Genomic DNA, 16,954 nt, shown 5'->3' with positions numbered 1-16,954 from the left:
GTGATCAAAATGGGGGGTTGGCCCGTAAGCGACGGTAATAATTAAATATTTTTTGAAAACTTGCTTGACGACCCCCTGAAAAACCAGTTTAATGCGCCCCGTTGCCCAGATAGCTCAGTCGGTAGAGCAGGGGATTGAAAATCCCCGTGTCGGCGGTTCGATTCCGTCTCTGGGCACCACTAATTAGTTTCAGGTGGTGCCAGCATCATCCGAAACACACAAGAAACCCGCCTAGTGCGGGTTTTTTGTTGTCTGCGATTCACTAGCCCATATTCGTTGATAGATCGGGGCTGGGTAAGGATAAAGTTTTCATCAGGCACGCGAGCAAACCCTCGTCTACCTTGATGGCATCATTTGACCTTAGTGCTATCACTGATAGCCAACGGATATGCGCAAAAATTCTCAACCTTCGCTCACACCTCTCATCACCCTGATCGCAATCACATGATTACTCGGCAAGAACACGCCGACGTCACCTGACCCCCGCGCCGACGCGCCCCACCTCTCAAGCCTTTCCCGTAACGCCCTCCCAGTAGGTGCGAGCAGTCCATCTGTCAGAAAACAGTACGTACCCATCTGTGATTCAGCACAGCTATAGAGGTGCTCAATTTACTGCTCTCTGTGAGTTCCATTTATCGGAACTTGAATTTAGAGATAACTCGGTTCCTAATCATGAACCAAAGGCCTATTCTACTGGCATTAAACCACCTTATTTTCGAGATAACCTCTCAACCAATTTGAGATATTTTTCACCATGGCTGAGTTTCTTCACCACGATCTCGAGCTTTTGAACCCCTCATTCGACTCAAGTCTGGTCGACATTCTGGGCGAACTGGAGCAGTTGCGACGCCTGCAACTGGGAGGCGATACACCACCCGCTGTTTTCTTCCAGCTCAAAGAGATTTTTCATACGCTGGAAAGCCTGGGGTCCGCTCGCATCGAGGGCAACCACACGACCCTGGCCGATTACATCGAAAGCAAGGTTGAGGGAACAGCGCAGGCGACCGACCAGTTGCGGGAAATCGTGAATATCGAAAACGCCATGGACTACATTGAAAGCATCATGGAGCCGGGCGCGGAACTCACCGAATTCGCTATCCGCGAGCTTCACTCAATGACTGTTCAAAACCTGCAGCGTGAAGGAGATCGCACACCCGGCGCTTACCGTGAGACCGGGGTGCGTATCGCTCAGTCCGACCACCTCCCCCCAGACGCAGTGATGGTGTCTGGGTACATGCAAGAACTGGTCGCCTTTGTTAATAAAAAAGACCCGCCCAAATATGACCTGATGAAGATCGCCCTGGCTCACCATCGATTCGGCTGGATTCACCCATTTGGCAACGGAAATGGCCGAGTCGTGCGTCTTCTTACCTACGCGTTGCTGATGAAGTACGGTTTCAATGTCAGTACTGGCGGTCGAGTACTTAACCCTACTGCAGTTTTCTGTATTGATCGTGAAAGGTATTACGCAATGCTCTCGACCGCGGATACAGGCACAAGAGAAGGCCTTGAAGCCTGGTGCACGTATGTTCTGGGGGGCATCAGAGATGAGCTGGAAAAGGTAAATAGGCTGACTGACTACCGCTACCTGACCAAACACATTCTGGCTCCTACCGTTGCGATGGCGAGGAAGCGTGAATGGATAACAACGTCGGAAGAGACCATCCTGACGACCGCAATCCAATTGAAGGTGATCAAGTCAGTCGATATCGCGAATGCTCTGCCGAAACTATCTGCTGCACAACGAACCTATCAAATAAAGAAATTGGTCGACCAAGGCATGCTGCTACCCATCAGCCCGGGTGCGCGACAATACACAATCGGCTTCTCAAACAACTATTTGATACGAGGTGTCATCAAGTCACTTCGGGAAAAAGGCTTCATACCAGAGCAACTGGATAGGCCCTATGCATAACCAGGTCTGAGGCAGACTCTCATTGAACGATCCTGAACACTCACCCGCTTACCGACCTGCGGGCCATACCAGCGCCGGAATCAGGCGGATATAAATCAATTCCCCCACCAGTTCCACCAGCGTCTGCATGATCACCGCTGCGGCGGCCAGCCCGCGAATGTCTTCAGGCAACGCCAGCGCCAGGGGCAGCACTACCAGGGAGTTGCGGGTCGACGCACTGAACGTCACCGCCCGCGCCGTCACCGAAGGCAACCCGAACAACCGCGAAGCCAGAGCGCCCATCAGCGGCGCCAGCAACACGAAGCCGATATACACCGGGATCACCGGCGCCAGCAGGCCGATATCGCGCACCACCGAAGTGATCTGCGAACCGATCACCACCAGCAACACCAATGCCATTGCTGGCACCGGCAACCAGGCCCAGGAATCGTTCCAGACGCTGATGGCTTTTGATCGCCGGGCCAAGGAAGTCGTCAGTACCGCCAGCAGCATCGGCGCGGCGATCAGCAACAGGAATGCCTCGACAAACGGCCCCGCTGAAACCACCACGCCCGACTGCGACCCCAGCATCAAACTCAAATACACTGGCAACAGCAGCAATTGCAGCAGCAACAGAATCGGTGTTGCTGCCAACATCAAGCGCGAATCGCCCTTGCCTATATGGGTGAACACCACCACGTAATCGATGCACGGCGTCAGCAACACCAGCAACGCCCCCACCAGAATCGCCGGGTGCTCCACCAGCCCACGGGTCAGCGCCCACACCAGCAGCGGAATCAGGATGAAGTTAGCCAAGAGCAACGCCGACATGAAGCGCTTGTTGCTCAAGCCCTCGCGCAGGTCCAGAAACGGGATTTGCAGGAACATCGCGTACATCAGCACCGCAATGGCCGGCGTGACCAGCGCGCCCAGGCCTTGGGCCATCGAAGGCGCCAGCAGGCCGAGGGCGGCGGCTAGCAGCACGGCGACGAAGTAGACCGGGATCTGGTTTTGTTCGAGGGTGTCGCGAGTCATGGGGCGTCTCGGATGGGGCGAAAGGCTGTCAGCCTATGCACCTGCGGGGCCAAGGTCGAGCGTCGTAAAATCTCTACGCCTTTGACCCGCGAATTTTGTTAGCTTCGATCTCCTATAAAACTGCGCATGGGCTTCTGTAGCCCCACCGAAAGCGCAAGGGATCGAGCCGCCATGAACCTGCCCACCCGACCGCAACCCGAAACATTCAGCGAGCCCGCCACCGACGGTCACCTTATAGGCGGCTTTACCTGGCGCCATATTCGCACCGACATCGAACGCCCCGTAGTGATCATCAACGCCGCCACTTCGGTACGTTGCCGTCACTATTCGCGCTTTGCCGATTACCTGTTCACTCACGGTTTTGACGTGATCACCTACGACTACCGTGGCATCGGTGAATCACGCAGCGGATCGTTGCGCGGGTTCAAGGCGTCGTGGTCGGATTGGGGCATGCTGGATTTCGAGGCTATGTTGCAGCGGGCGCAGCGGGAGTTTCCAGGGCAACCAATTGATGTGGTCGGCCATAGCTTTGGTGGCTGCGCGGCGGGGCTCGGGGCCTCAGGGGCGGTGATTCGACGGCTGGTGACGGTAGGCGCGCAGTTTGCGTACTGGCGCGACTATGAAGCGAGCGGGCGCTGGCGGATGTTTGGCAAGTGGCATGTGGTGATGCCGTTGGTGACGGCGCTCTGTGGATACTTCCCTGGTAAGCGGCTGGGCTGGCTTGAGGACACGCCTGCAGGCGTAGTGCGCGACTGGAGTACCCCGACGCCAGGTTATGAAGGACGGCCTAGTGGGCGCGCCTTGGGCGAGCTGCCATTCTCACGGGTGAAAGCGCAGATCCTGGCGATCAGCATTACCGATGATCCGTTTGGGACAGTGGCAGCCATCGAGCGTCTGCTGGGTTATTTCAAGGCGGGCGAGCGCACGCATCTGCGGATTGCGCCGCAGGATATTGGCGAAGAGGCAGTCGGGCACTTCGCGTTTTTTCGCAGCCAATATCAGGATCGGTTGTGGCCGATTGCGTTGGCGTGGCTGCGACAAGGCGAACTGGCAGCGAATACACCGGGGCGCCGAGTGACGGATCGTGCCTAGAAACCCTTGGGGTTTTCCCAAAGCTGCGCTTCAATAGCCCACCCAGATCCTGACCCAAGGACGTGAGCCCATGGCCTCGCCGAACAAACAGCAAAAACGCGCCCACCGGGCAAAAGCCAAGGCCAAGCAGAACCGCACACAGCGAGCCGGCGCGCCCAAGGATGCCTTTGACGGCGACGACAGCCGCATTGATCTTGAATCGGTGGATTTGACCGAGCTGTTTGTGGAAATGCGCAACGCTGGCGAAACCAGTCAACAGGCGCTGTGCGCGGCGTTCCTGGCACATCCATTGTTGGCGCTGGTGTTGGAGCAGGAAGGCGAAGAAGAAGCGACCGACTTTATCATCGCGGCGCTGATCGAGTATCGGCAGTGGTCGACTGATAGCGATGATGAAGCGGCGGCGTTGGCGTGGGTTGAATCGCCGGAGTTCCAGGTCGATTACTTGGCGGCATCCCAGGCACTGACCAACTCAGAGAACTAACACAAAACAAATGTGGGAGCCCGGCTCCCACAGGTTTTCGCATTGCTTGGCAGAGGGTATTTCAACCCATCAGTTGAGCACTGCAGCCCCCACCTTTTGGCCCCTGCGCCGACTCGCCACAAACAGCCCCGCCGCAACCACCAGCAAGCTCAAGATACCGGTGGACATGATCTCCACGCGGTGCGCTTCCTGGAACAGCATGATTGTCAGCACGCCGACGATAAACACGATCAGCGCATAGGTCAGGCCCGGGAACAGCCACATTTTGAAGGCAACTTCCTCGCCCGCCGCTATACGCTTCTGACGCATGCGCAGTTGCGACACCGCGATCACCAGATACACCAACAGCGCGATGGCGCCAGAGCTGGCCAGCAGGAATTCAAATACCGCAGCCGGTGCCACGTAGTTGGCAAACACTGCCAGGAACGCCGCACCAGTGGACAACCACACCGCCCAGTAAGGCGTGCCGCTCTTGTTGGTGCGCTTGGCCACAGCGGGAGCATCACCGCGACGGCTCAGTGAGAACAGCATCCGCGAAGCGGTATATAGCGCCGAGTTCAGGCAACTGGTTACCGCAACCAATACCACCAGGTCGACGATCAGCTTGGCATTCGCAATGCCCATGCGCTCCAGCACCGTCTGGTAGGAACCGACAGCCGCCAGCGCCGGATCATTCCACGGCACCAGTGCGACAACGATGAAGATCGACACCAGGTAGAACAGGCCAATCCGCCAGATCACCGAGTTGGTGGCCTTGGAGATTTGCTGGCCAGGGTTCTTCGATTCGGCGGCCGCGATAGTGACGATCTCGGTGCCCATGAACGAGAACATGGTGGTCAGGATCGCTGCCAATACCGCGCCCATGCCGTTAGGCAGGAAACCTTGAGTGTCAAACAGGTGCGATACACCGCTGACCTGGCTGCCCGGCAAGAAGCCGAAAATCGCCAGAATCCCCAGGATTACAAAACCAATGATCGCCACGACTTTGATCAAGGCGAACCAGAACTCGAACTCGCCGTAGTGCTTCACACTGAACAGGTTGGTGGCGGTCAGCAGCAAGGTGATGATCAGGGTGAATGCCCAAATCGCCACGTCCGGGAACCAGGCATGCAAGATAGTCGCGGCGGCGTTGGCTTCCAGCGGAATCACCAATACCCAGAACCACCAGTACAGCCAGCCAATGGTGAAGCCCGCCCAGTGGCCGATCGCCCGGTCGGCGTACGTGGAAAACGAGCCGGTGTCTGGCGAGGCCACGGCCATCTCGGCGAGCATGCGCATCACCAACACCACCAGCGTACCGGCAGCAGCGTAGGCCAACAGCACCGCTGGGCCCGCTGCGGCAATCGCGTGGCCGGAGCCGACAAACAAACCGGCACCGATCACACCGGCAATCGACAACATGGTGACATGCCGTGGTTTAAGCCCCTGTTCGAGGTCATTGGAGCTTTGCGTACGACTCATTGACACACCTGTGCGAGGAGTTGCGAATACGGTCCACCCGGCCTGCCGCCTTTTTCGTGAAAAGAAACAAACAGAGCGTTCTTTATTCTTTACGCAAGATTTGCGCCAAAATGTAACAAAGCCCGGTTTGTCGTGGCCTGTAAAGAGATTCTTCATCCGTCGCAAGTCATTGAGATTACTGGCAATTCGCCACAGCGTTACCCGGCGACTCACTTCAAGAACGAATGAGCGCACCAAGAACACACACAAAAAGTACGTGACGCCCCATTAAAGGGCTGATGCGGACCGTTTGCCCGTTTAACCCTTCCAACACCCGGCCAAAGCTGGCACCATCGCGCCTTTTTTTACGCGAAGCCTTGGGCGAATCGGGTTCAAACGACTGTTCGGTTGTTGATGGCGCGACACACTGCTGCGCCGATGCGACAACCTGCCACACACCGCCGATTTACCCCTGGTAACGCTGTTGGCTGTCATCCAGAGGCTATGCTAGCTTGGCGCCTCGCCAGGAAGGCGGCCCAACAGCAGGAACGCAACGAACACAATGAGGACCCCACATGGCCGAGGCCACGCCCGCGCTTGAAATCCGCAACTTGCATAAACGCTACGGTGAGCTGGAGGTGCTTAAAGGCATCTCGCTGACCGCTCGCGACGGCGATGTGATCTCGATCCTGGGTTCCTCCGGTTCCGGCAAGTCCACGTTCCTGCGCTGCATCAACCTGCTGGAAAACCCCCATCAAGGGCAAATTCTGGTGGCTGGCGAAGAGCTCAAGCTCAAGGCCGCGAAAAACGGTGAGCTGGTGGCGGCCGACGGTAAACAGATCAACCGCCTGCGCAGCGAAATCGGTTTTGTGTTTCAAAACTTTAACCTGTGGCCGCACATGAGCGTCCTCGATAACATCATCGAGGCCCCGCGCCGGGTGCTTGGCCAGAGCAAAGCCGAAGCCATCGAAGTCGCCGAAGCCCTGCTGGCCAAGGTCGGCATCAGCGACAAGCGCCACGCCTACCCCGCGCAGTTGTCCGGCGGCCAGCAACAACGCGCCGCGATTGCCCGTACCTTGGCGATGCAGCCCAAAGTCATTTTGTTCGATGAGCCGACCTCGGCCCTTGACCCGGAAATGGTTCAGGAAGTACTTAATGTGATCCGCGCGCTGGCCGAAGAAGGCCGCACCATGCTGCTGGTCACTCATGAAATGGGCTTCGCCCGCCAGGTGTCCAGCGAAGTGGTGTTCCTCCACCAGGGCCTGGTCGAAGAGCAAGGATCGCCACAGCAGGTGTTCGACAACCCGCTTTCGGCGCGCTGCAAACAATTCATGTCCAGCAACCGCTAACGGAGCAACATGCATGCAGAACTATAAAAAATTCCTCCTGGCCGCCGCCGTCACTATGGCCTTCAGCGCCACAGCTGCAGCCGAGACGTTGAAAATGGGGATCGAAGCGGCCTACCCGCCCTTCAACAATAAAGACGCCAGCGGCCAGGTTGTCGGCTTCGACAAAGACATCGGCGACGCCCTGTGCGCCAAGATGAAGGTCGAGAAATGCGAAGTGTACGTCTCCGATTGGGACGGCATCATCCCGGCCCTGAACGCCAAGAAGTTCGACTTCCTGATTTCTTCGCTGTCGATCACCGACGAGCGCAAGCAAGCCGTCGATTTCACCGACCCGTACTACTCCAACAAGCTGCAGTTCATCGCGCCTAAAACCACGACCGACTTCAAGACCGACAAGGCCTACCTCAAAGGCAAGACCATCGGTGCGCAGCGTGCGACCCTGGCCGGCACCTGGCTGGAAGATAACCTGGGCGACGATATCAAAACCACGCTCTACGACACCCAGGAAAACGCCTACCTCGACCTGACTTCCGGTCGCGTTGACGCGATTCTGGCGGACAAGTACGTGCAATTCGATTGGCTCAAGACCGACGCCGGCAAGGCTTACGAGTTCAAGGGCGAGCCCGTGGTAGAAAGCGACAAGGTCGGTATCGCCGTGCGTAAAGGCGACCCGCTTCGCGAGCGACTGAACAAGGCCCTGGCGGAAATCAAGGCCGACGGTACCTACAAGAAAATCAACGACAAGTACTTCCCTTTCAGTATCGAATGATCCTGAATTGCCTGCCCGGCGCGCTCGCTTGAGCGCGTCGGTCCTTCGCAATGCCTGCCGCGATATGAATAAACACCCATGACTATCGATCTCTACGGATTCGGCCCGGCGCTCGCAGCCGGCGCGCTGATGACCGTCAAACTGGCACTCACGGCCCTGTGCCTGGGGCTGGTGCTCGGCCTGGCCGGTGCCTTGGCCAAGACTTCCCCGTACAAGTCGCTGCAATGGCTTGGCGGCACTTACTCGACGCTGGTTCGCGGCATTCCCGAGCTACTGTGGGTACTGCTGATTTATTTCGGCACGGTCAATATGATGCGGGCCCTGGGGGAGTTTTTCGGCAACCCCGACCTTTCCCTCAGCGCCTTCGCCGCCGGGGTGATCGCCCTGGGCCTGTGCTTCGGCGCCTACGCCACTGAAGTGTTTCGTGGCGCGATCCTGGCAATCCCCAAGGGCCACCGTGAAGCCGGTGTTGCATTGGGCCTGTCGAAGCTCCGAATCTTCACCCGTTTGATCATGCCGCAAATGTGGCGCATCGCTCTGCCGGGGCTGGGTAACCTGTTCATGATTTTGATGAAGGACACCGCGCTGGTCTCGGTGATCGGCCTGGAAGAAATCATGCGCCACGCGCAGATCGGCGTGAGCGTTTCCAAACAGCCCTTCACGTTCTATATGGTCGCCGCCTTCATGTACCTGGGCCTCACCGTCCTGGCCATGACCGGTATGTACTTCCTGGAAAAACGCGCCGCTCGCGGCTTTGCGAGGAGCACGCAATGAACGGGGACTACAGCTGGCTGTCGCATTTTGACCTGGGCCTGAACTGGGCCGTCATCATCAAATGGCTGCCAAAACTGGCCCAGGGCGCAACCCTGACCATGGAGCTGGTGGCCATTGCCGTAGTCGTCGGCCTGCTGCTGGCGATCCCCCTGGGCATCGCTCGCTCGTCGCGCCTGTGGTACGTGCGTGCCCTGCCCTACGGCTACATTTTCTTCTTCCGTGGCACGCCGCTGCTGGTGCAGTTGTTCCTGGTCTATTACGGCCTGGCGCAGTTCGACGCCGTGCGCGAGAGCGCCCTGTGGCCCTATCTGCGCGACCCATTCTGGTGTGCCACCGCCACCATGACCCTGCACACCGCCGCCTATATCGCCGAGATCCTGCGCGGCGCAATCCAGGCTATTCCACCGGGTGAGATCGAGGCGGCGCGGGCCCTGGGCATGTCCAAGCCCAAGGCGCTGTTCTACATCATCCTGCCTCGGGCGGCGCGCATCGGCCTGCCGGCCTACAGCAACGAAGTGATCCTGATGCTCAAGGCCAGCGCTCTGGCCAGTACCGTGACCTTGCTGGAACTGACCGGCATGGCCCGTACCATCATTGCCCGCACCTACCTGCCGGTGGAGATCTTCTTCGCCGCCGGGCTGTTCTACCTGTTCATGGCTTACATCCTGGTACGCGGCTTCAAGCTGCTGGAACGCTGGTTGCGGGTCGATGCCTGCCAGGGACGCTGAAACCCGGTTGACGGGTGAGTACCTGCTCGCCCGCTTCCAGGCGCTGGATGCCTTCCTCACCGAACATCAAGGACTGTGGCAGCCACGGCCCTTTACCCATCTGCAATTGCCGTGGGAAGCCAGGCATCCCGAGCTGGCCCAATGGTTGCGCCGACGCTCCCTGGCCGAGGCCGAGAGCAGCCATAACCAGCCACATACCTTGCCAGCACCCGCACCGTTTCCTCAGTTGGCAGCCCAATCCCGGACGCTCAGTGCTGTGGATAACTTGCCGACGGTTGCCCTTGCACCTGCGCCACCGCGCTTGAACGTCGACGTTCCCGGCCGCAAGTGGCAGCAGATCGAAGCCTTCGGCGCCGCCCTGCAGTTTGCCAACAGCTCCACACACTGGCTCGATTGGTGCGCGGGCAAAGGCCATCTCGGCCGTAGGCTGCTGCAACCAGGACAACAACTGACGTGCCTGGAATACGACCCCGCCCTGATCGCTGCCGGCATTGCCCTGAGCGAGCATCATCGATTGCCCACGAGCCATTGCCAGCAGGATGTGATGGCCGAGGATGCCGCGCTGCAACTCAACCGCGAACACACACCCATCGCCCTGCACGCTTGCGGCGACCTGCATGTACGCTTGATGCAACTGGCAAGCACCGCCGGTTGTAATCAAATGGCCGTGGCGCCCTGCTGCTATAACCGCATCAGCGCCGAGCAGTACCAGCCGCTGTCCGACCCCGCCCGACGCTCGGCTTTGCGCCTGTCGGTGGAAGAACTCGGCTTGCCGTTGAGCGAAACCGTCACCGCCGGCGCCAGGGTCCGCCAGCAACGGGACATCTCAATGGCCAGGCGCCTGGGGTTTGATCAGTTGCAACGGCAACTGCGCGGGTGCGATGACTACCTACCAACACCGTCGCTGCCCAGCAGTTGGCTGGGCAAGCCTTTCGCCGATTACTGCCAGGAACTGGCAGCGCTCAAGGGATTATCCACAGGCGAACAGGACTGGACGACGTTGGAAACGCAGGGCTGGCAACGCCTGGCCGAGGTGCGAAACCTGGAATTGGTGCGCGGTCTGTTTCGACGCCCGCTGGAAATGTGGCTGGTGCTGGATCTGGCTCTGTTTCTCGCGCAAAACGGCTACAGCGTGCAAGTGGGCCGCTTCTGCGAAACGGCGCTGACCCCGCGCAACCTGATGGTGCTGGCCGAGCGCGATTAAGGGGCAGACTTTCCAGTCACAGCCTGTGGATAACTCTGTTGATGAAATCCTGGCGAAGGCAGTAGCAGCAAGCGCTGCAGAGCAAAATGCTGACTGGTTATTTTTTGTTCACAAAATAAAACGCACGCAAAACAGGCAGTTGCAGCCCAATGAGTGCAGCGCTACAAAATATCTGTTTCAGCCCATTTACAACCACCAGATTGTGCATAAGCATCTGGCGGTAACGGCATAACCCGGCTGGACAAACTAACCCCAAGACTCATTGCGCAAGCTGGTGCGACCGATACCGGGCAAGGCGTGGCTCAAGCCAAAGTGATGATGCAAGGCATTCTGCGGGTCCAAGTCCAGGGCCAGCACCGACTGCCCCAAATGCTGTAAACCGCCCGGACTCAAATTTGGCGCATTGACGAAAAGCGCCCGTTCGACAACCCCCTTCACCCGATCCCCTTCAACCTGCTCGACCGTGCCGACAAACCGCACATCCGCCCAATACGTGCGGCCGTCAGGAAAACCGAAACTCCATGGGAGACTCTCGCGTGATAGCAATTGGCGACCGCCCATAAAATGGATAGCGGGGAATCTGCGGCGCATTGGGAAACCACCTTCGAGCGGTGTCGACGGCGCGGGCGGTGAGGTTGAATCCGAGGGGTTGCTGCGGGGCGGACGGGGAAAAAGCTGGGGGTCTGAAAAATAGTAAGAATTCAGGGGTTTACAGAAATTTTCCAATCGCTATAATCAGCGCCCTAACACGCCGGTATAGCTCAGTTGGTAGAGCAACTGACTTGTAATCAGTAGGTCCCGAGTTCGACTCTTGGTGCCGGCACCATACAAGGTTCCAGAGAAGGCTTTCAAAATCTCTGGAACCCCCGAAAAACCCGCCTTCTGGCGGGTTTTTTCGTTTTGGGGTTCCGGTGAATGTTACTCGGATGAAGGTGAAGCGGATCATTGTATCGCGTCGTGATTGGAGGTCGATCTCACCAATCAACAATAAAGGCACTCCGAGGAGCGCCTTTATCTAACTTATTTTAATGCTCGCTGGTAGGCTTGGAATCAACCTGGGCGTATCGTTGGAGAGCTTTGCTCCCTGCACTAGCTATTACTCGACTAAGCCACTTCAGCGCGTCGCTTGGTCAAACCGTCACGCCAGGCCTTGAGTGTTTCCAAGTCCTGACGCAGCTCTGGCTCATCCGGGATAAACACGGGGATTTCACTAGATTGACTGTGTTCGTAGCAGCTGTACTTGGTCATCAATGTATCAATCAGTTTGCAGTCCTGTGGCAAAATGCCCTGGATAGCATGCAGACGGTTATCGGTGGTAATGCTACGCCGATGCCGGAGCACGACCTTGTTGAGCAAATCCTCTTCAACTGATCGCTCAATCAGCTTGCGAAACTCACTGCAAACTCCTTGGGCGAGCATCCGGTAGGCCGCAGCCCCCCCCGTCTCACCCGCCTTGCGCGCGGTATCCAGCTTACTGATCAACATGTTGTTGGCCTTTTTTGTATTGGCGTTCCAAACGTCTTGGTCTGCCGGGTGGCCCGCAACACCAGCGTAGGCTTCGATACACATAGGCTGGTGGTGATCTGCTTTCCACCTATCGCCTTCTTTTCGTGCCAGATCTTCCAGGATTCCGTAAAGGGACAATCGGTGAGTGAGCACAATCACCTGCCTGGTTTTGGCAAGCTCAACGAGGCGGCATGCCACAAACCACTCGAAGTCATGGTCGAGAGAGGAGATAGGATCATCAAATAAGAAAGGGGCCGCTCCCGGCTTATCACAGACATCGGCAAGAAATGCCGCAAGGGAAATAATACGACGTTCCCCGTCACTCAAGACACTGTCGGGCATGGCGCGGCCGTTTTGAGCACCTTTGAGCTTGAGCTGATGCAGTACCTTGGCGTTGCGAGTTCTGGTCTTGACCAGTTCGACTTGTATACGGGTTGCGCCGAGTGCCAGGAGCTCACGATTGAAGCGTTCAACGTACACCTCGGTGACGACGGCCTGGGTCACTTCTGCTGATTTCATCGATATCGCCCGGGTGCCTGCTAACCCTTTCCAGGACTCATAGTCTTTCACCTTACGCAAGCGATCGATCTCAATACCAATTGCCGCAGTTTGCTCTGTAATCCACTTCTTGGCTTCCAGCGCGAGTTTTTGGTTCGACGCCTGCGCTCTATCAAAGCCCAGAGCATCCTGATCGTACTGGGCGGCGGTCGCTTCCAGTTCATCTAGATAAACCGTCAACTTAGTGATGGCTTCATCGACTCCGTGAACTGGGGTTGCAGGCTGGCCAACCTCATGGGCATTCAGAGCGTTTTTGGCTGAAAGCGCTTGCTGCCAGAATCCTTTGAGGTAATTCCACCAAGCCTCATCTGTCACGCTGGCAGCCTGGCACTGGGTCTGCATATCTTGTTCAGCGGTGATGCCTGGCAGTTGATCAAGACTCGCTTTGTACGTTGCTTCAGCGGTCTTGGCATCCGATTCAAGCTTGCCGTGCACGAAGGATTCAAAGTCCTTCAAACGCTGCTGCGCATCTTCAGACAGTTCTTGGTGACATAGCACGCACCGTGCATCCGCAGTCGCCGGAAAGACAATTTCTGGATATGGCGTTGCGGAATAGAGCCTGGCAGCCTCCCACATCGCACGCCATGTGGCGGTACCCACCCCTTCAAGCGCGGCTGACTTTACTTTGGCGCCCTCGACAGCAATTTGTCGTTTGGACACCGCATCCTGTCTGAGGAGGCGCAGCGCCTGGATGTTATCGACCCCAAAAGCAGTAGACGCTTGCTGGAGTGCACTGATGATCTTCTGGAGCTCGACCTTGGTGCGTCGTTTCTGTTGTGCCAGCGCGGAGGGGTCTTCGGTCTTGAGGCGTTCCACTAGGTCTAAAAGCCGACGCTCGTCTTCGGCGGCCCAACGTAGGGCCGTTTCAAGTTCAGCCACGGACAACTTACCGAGCTCGCTGTACAGCTTTTTGGAGGGAGTTGCGCCGTAAATCGATGGGAGCACGGGTAATGCGCTGACCAGTTTGTCTTGCTCGGACTCTAGAGTCTGCCGAACCATTTCGACCGAAGAAGCGAGCTTCTCAAAGAGACTGATGACGGGAGGGATGTAGGTCGCTGCGCTTTCAGCTGTAAGATAATGGCTGGCCTCGTCACTGTCGAAGATGTCGATGCCTCGCAGTGTGTCGACGGCATCGCCTTCTACGCTCCACTCATGCAAGCTCTCTACGCCGTTGAGCTGAGAGGTGATACTGCATTTGCTGTGCGCCGGTGCGGCCTTAAACACGTTGGTTTTCAGGTCAACGGCCCTTGGCTTGCCTGATATCTTTTTGAGAATGCGGGTATAGCTGGATTTACCTGATCCGTTGTGACCGTAGATCACGGTGAGGTTCGCGCTGCCAAATTCAAGTGGAACACGGGGCTCCAGATTTTCGATCCCGACAACCTCGGCGATTCGAACCAGCCGTAGCTCATCTCCTACCTTTGGATTGTTGGTCAACTCCACAAAGCCGCGGTGCTTAGTAGGTTTTTGGCCTGCTGGAGTCTTGATGATGGCCACTAGGGCTGTAATGTCCGCCGGACTCAGCTCTCCATTTTTCAGAAGCCTGTCAGCGGCCTCTTGTAGCCAGTCATTTTGTTTTAACAGCCATGTACGAATCTCTGCTTGAACGTCCACTGTATTCCCTCCCTGATGGTAGATCGTAGCAAAAAGCTATCAGAGCCAACGGTGCGGAGCTAGGTCATTTACAAATGTAGAGTTGCGCGTATTTTCCTGAAGTTTTTCACGGACGCTAAAATGAGCGTTGCTTACTGAATCGGCCATAGATTCGTATACTCCTTCGAGCGGCTGCCTCTGGCCGTCTGCTGCCTGTCGCCACGGCAGCTTTTAGCGGATTTCTGCCTATTCTCTACGAAAGAGATGATCGACAACTTTCAAATTCAGGGGGGGTTGATCAAGGAAATAAATCTGTCCCCTTTTCCCCGCTTTGTGACCGTCAGGCGTCCCGCTGTGCAGCCACGCTGCATTTCTCTTCCAATCCTTTCATTTTGTGAAATCCCCGATGCTCTGCGAAGCCCCACGGCCCGCTTGGGCTGCAGGTTCGTTTGCACTACATCGGGATTTGCACAAAAAACCGATGCAAAGCCCGTCGGCGGGAGGGGGATAAGTGCTTTTTCTTTAATTTTTTATTTTCGCGAAGGTACTTTTGGTCCTCCGTCACCAGACCTAAGTACACACCGTAACAGCGCGTAAAATCACCTAACAAAAAAAACGCTGAGCCCCTCAGCGTTTCAAATTTCAAAAACTATACCTTTAATAACAAGTCGAGTTCTTGCATACGATTCTCATGCTTAAGTTTTATTTTTTTAAATCCACCATAAGCAGCCTGAAAGTACTTAATAGAAAAATTACCCTCCCAATCCAGCAACTTACTGAAAACAGGGTGTTTCGAACTCAAATTCCTAGTGTTGATAGATATGGTATCAGTCGAATGACCATGCTCTTCTACCAAACGGGCTTCCATCTCATCAAATATTTCTTTCGGAGGAAAAACATAACCTCCAACCCCCCTTGCTACTAGTGAGACCAGATCAAACACGTTGGCCTTAAAATCTGGACTCGAGCTAGTCGCAGTGATACCTTTTGGCTCAATATTTAAGCGGCTAAACTGCATCTTAAAAGCTCTTACAGTATGAGTTATACCAACCTCACGCTTAACCCCTATTTCCTGAAAAAGCTCTTCTAGCTTTGGCATGAGCAAAGTGCGTTCAACTAAACCAGGATTGAGCTCATACAGTAACTGAATCACATTATCAGAATTCATGTTCTGCCAATAACGCGCAATCAATTTTTCTTGGATTTCCGGCATCGCCGATGATATATGAAGAGCAACAAAATACTCTTGAAACGACCTATGTGAAAAAGCAATCTCAAGCCCTTCTTCTGTCAACAGACAGGCAGCACTTAAAAGATCATCCAAATAATCCTCAACTACAAAGTCAAGCCCTAATGAGGCTTTACTGTTGCCTATATACTTCAAGCAAGCAGTTCTAGGCATTTTAAAGTTTCGTCGATCATAGGTTTGCAAGGAAAACAAAGCAAACACCCTCGCGAAGTCTTGTATATCAAGCGTCGTTAACCTAGACCTGCTAAATCCACCTTTATAAGCATCATGCCTTAAAAAAAGAGCTTCAAATGCTTGATTATAGAAAATACTAAGTTTTGAAGGAATTTCAGAATTTTCGCCATACGTTAGCAACATTATGGAAAGCAAAAGGGGATTTGAAAGAAACGAAGCGTGACTCGCGAATAATTTAGCATGCAAGTCTTTTTGAAACTTCGCTTTAATCTCCACATCAAATGGTAGCTTCTCAACTAATTGCGAAGCAGTTTCTAGAGTAAGCGGCCTAACATGATAATTTGAATATTCCTCAAGCCCGTTAAACACTTCATCTGGGCGAGACGATATCACTATAGGACAGTCAGAATACTTTCTTGAAAGAGTTTTAATCTCTTTCATAAGTTTCTTTCGATCCGTATGATTAATTTCATCATACCCATCCAAGAAGAAACAAAAATGACCAGCTTTTTTGGCTTTTTCTACATACCCCCCAGTCACTTTAAAGCCAAAGTCAGATAACAGCTCAGTAATAAATGCATCAAGAGTCATACCCAAACCATTGAGATCTCTCAATTCAACCATCACGGGTACATATTTCCCACTTGAAATACAATCAAGAAACAAATGCTTAAGCAGTACAGACTTTCCGCTCCCGCCCGAACCAGAGATAACCAACCGTTTTGTATTAGCTGTACACAACTCAATATCAGGCTCAGAAATCAAGTTAGCATTACAGGCTATCCCTATAGGCACATAGTAGCTATATAGGTTTGTTGGTTCATTTCTGATAAAAAAAGATTTTGACTTTGAATATTTTTCTGCTGTTGCAGAAAGATAGTCTGTATACGCCGTTCTCAGGGCAATCTGAAGGTTTTCATCAGCAGCGTCATATGTTTTTTTGGCTATTGAAAAAATCTTTTCGAAGTTTTTCGTTACAAATCCTGCTACTACGGCACCAGTGATAACCGGCTCTTCGCATTTAAGGGTGTAGCTGATTTCTAAACCCTCCTGACTTCAGCAAGCACCTGGCTATGTAATTGGTTAAATTTCTAAAGCCCAAGGCGGT

13 protein-coding genes, 2 tRNA genes and 1 pseudogene are annotated in these 16,954 nt (G+C 55.0%); 11 read left to right on the top strand and 5 right to left on the bottom strand.

Translation table 11 applies throughout. From position 1 onward, the window contains the following. Positions 1-103 precede the first annotated feature (103 nt). Positions 104-179: transfer RNA gene (locus tag ACZRJ6_RS18295), tRNA-Phe, on the top strand. Positions 180-754: 575 nt separating this feature from the next. Beyond that, positions 755-1,915: a Fic family protein gene (locus ACZRJ6_RS18290; protein WP_463968968.1), complete on the top strand. Its 1,161-nt coding sequence runs from the start codon at positions 755-757 to the stop codon at positions 1,913-1,915. Positions 1,916-1,963: 48 nt separating this feature from the next. Here the strand turns inward: ACZRJ6_RS18290 and ACZRJ6_RS18285 are convergent, their stop codons facing one another. Further along, positions 1,964-2,929, bottom strand: coding sequence for an arsenic resistance protein (locus ACZRJ6_RS18285; protein ID WP_463968967.1), 966 nt, complete (start codon positions 2,927-2,929; stop codon positions 1,964-1,966). A 171-nt stretch (positions 2,930-3,100) separates the two neighbouring features. On the opposite strand from ACZRJ6_RS18285, the pseudogene ACZRJ6_RS18280 reads away from it, so the two are divergent. Both ACZRJ6_RS18280 and ACZRJ6_RS18275 read left to right on the top strand, forming a co-directional pair. Further along, positions 3,101-4,074, top strand: a pseudogene (locus ACZRJ6_RS18280) (alpha/beta hydrolase family protein). Positions 4,075-4,091: 17 nt separating this feature from the next. Then, positions 4,092-4,502, top strand: coding sequence for a hypothetical protein (locus ACZRJ6_RS18275; RefSeq protein ID WP_463968966.1), 411 nt, complete (start codon positions 4,092-4,094; stop codon positions 4,500-4,502). A gap of 69 nt (positions 4,503-4,571) precedes the next feature. On the opposite strand, the gene gabP is transcribed toward ACZRJ6_RS18275, so the two are convergent. Beyond that, positions 4,572-5,963 (bottom strand): GABA permease, encoded by a 1,392-nt coding sequence (gene gabP, locus ACZRJ6_RS18270; RefSeq protein WP_463968965.1) that lies wholly within the window; start codon positions 5,961-5,963, stop codon positions 4,572-4,574. Positions 5,964-6,517: 554 nt separating this feature from the next. Here gabP and ACZRJ6_RS18265 point away from each other — a divergent pair. From ACZRJ6_RS18265 to ACZRJ6_RS18240, 6 genes are all read left to right on the top strand, one after another. Next, positions 6,518-7,291 carry an ABC transporter ATP-binding protein gene (locus tag ACZRJ6_RS18265; RefSeq protein ID WP_149411347.1) on the top strand — a complete coding sequence of 258 codons (774 nt, stop codon included), beginning with the start codon at positions 6,518-6,520 and terminating at the stop codon, positions 7,289-7,291. A gap of 13 nt (positions 7,292-7,304) precedes the next feature. Next, positions 7,305-8,060: an ABC transporter substrate-binding protein gene (locus ACZRJ6_RS18260; protein ID WP_133103118.1), complete on the top strand. Its 756-nt coding sequence runs from the start codon at positions 7,305-7,307 to the stop codon at positions 8,058-8,060. Between the two features lie 78 nt (positions 8,061-8,138). Next, positions 8,139-8,834 (top strand): ABC transporter permease, encoded by a 696-nt coding sequence (locus ACZRJ6_RS18255; protein WP_149411348.1) that lies wholly within the window; start codon positions 8,139-8,141, stop codon positions 8,832-8,834. A gap of 38 nt (positions 8,835-8,872) precedes the next feature. Further along, the gene (locus ACZRJ6_RS18250; RefSeq protein ID WP_463969224.1) at positions 8,873-9,562 is read left to right on the top strand and encodes an ABC transporter permease; all 690 of its coding nucleotides are present in this window, start codon (positions 8,873-8,875) and stop codon (positions 9,560-9,562) included. Next, positions 9,543-10,766: a methyltransferase gene (locus tag ACZRJ6_RS18245; protein WP_463968964.1), complete on the top strand. Its 1,224-nt coding sequence runs from the start codon at positions 9,543-9,545 to the stop codon at positions 10,764-10,766. Before ACZRJ6_RS18250 ends, ACZRJ6_RS18245 begins: the two co-directional genes overlap by 20 nt. Before the next feature lie 25 nt (positions 10,767-10,791). Further along, positions 10,792-10,998 (top strand): hypothetical protein, encoded by a 207-nt coding sequence (locus tag ACZRJ6_RS18240; RefSeq protein WP_463968963.1) that lies wholly within the window; start codon positions 10,792-10,794, stop codon positions 10,996-10,998. Between the two features lie 14 nt (positions 10,999-11,012). Here ACZRJ6_RS18240 and ACZRJ6_RS18235 read toward each other — a convergent pair whose 3' ends face one another. Further along, positions 11,013-11,357: a hypothetical protein gene (locus ACZRJ6_RS18235; RefSeq protein WP_463968962.1), complete on the bottom strand. Its 345-nt coding sequence runs from the start codon at positions 11,355-11,357 to the stop codon at positions 11,013-11,015. A gap of 159 nt (positions 11,358-11,516) precedes the next feature. Between ACZRJ6_RS18235 and ACZRJ6_RS18230 the strand changes: the two genes are divergently transcribed. Beyond that, positions 11,517-11,592: transfer RNA gene (locus ACZRJ6_RS18230), tRNA-Thr, on the top strand. A 278-nt stretch (positions 11,593-11,870) separates the two neighbouring features. Here ACZRJ6_RS18230 and ACZRJ6_RS18225 read toward each other — a convergent pair. Then, positions 11,871-14,444 (bottom strand): AAA family ATPase, encoded by a 2,574-nt coding sequence (locus ACZRJ6_RS18225; RefSeq protein ID WP_463968961.1) that lies wholly within the window; start codon positions 14,442-14,444, stop codon positions 11,871-11,873. A 628-nt stretch (positions 14,445-15,072) separates the two neighbouring features. Further along, complete coding sequence (locus tag ACZRJ6_RS18220) at positions 15,073-16,641, bottom strand: NACHT domain-containing protein (RefSeq protein WP_463993555.1); 1,569 nt, start codon at positions 16,639-16,641, stop codon at positions 15,073-15,075. Positions 16,642-16,954 lie beyond the last annotated feature (313 nt).

It is taken from the genome of Pseudomonas sp. C321 (assembly GCF_055407105.1).
This window is presented reverse-complemented; position numbering and strand designations above follow the sequence as displayed.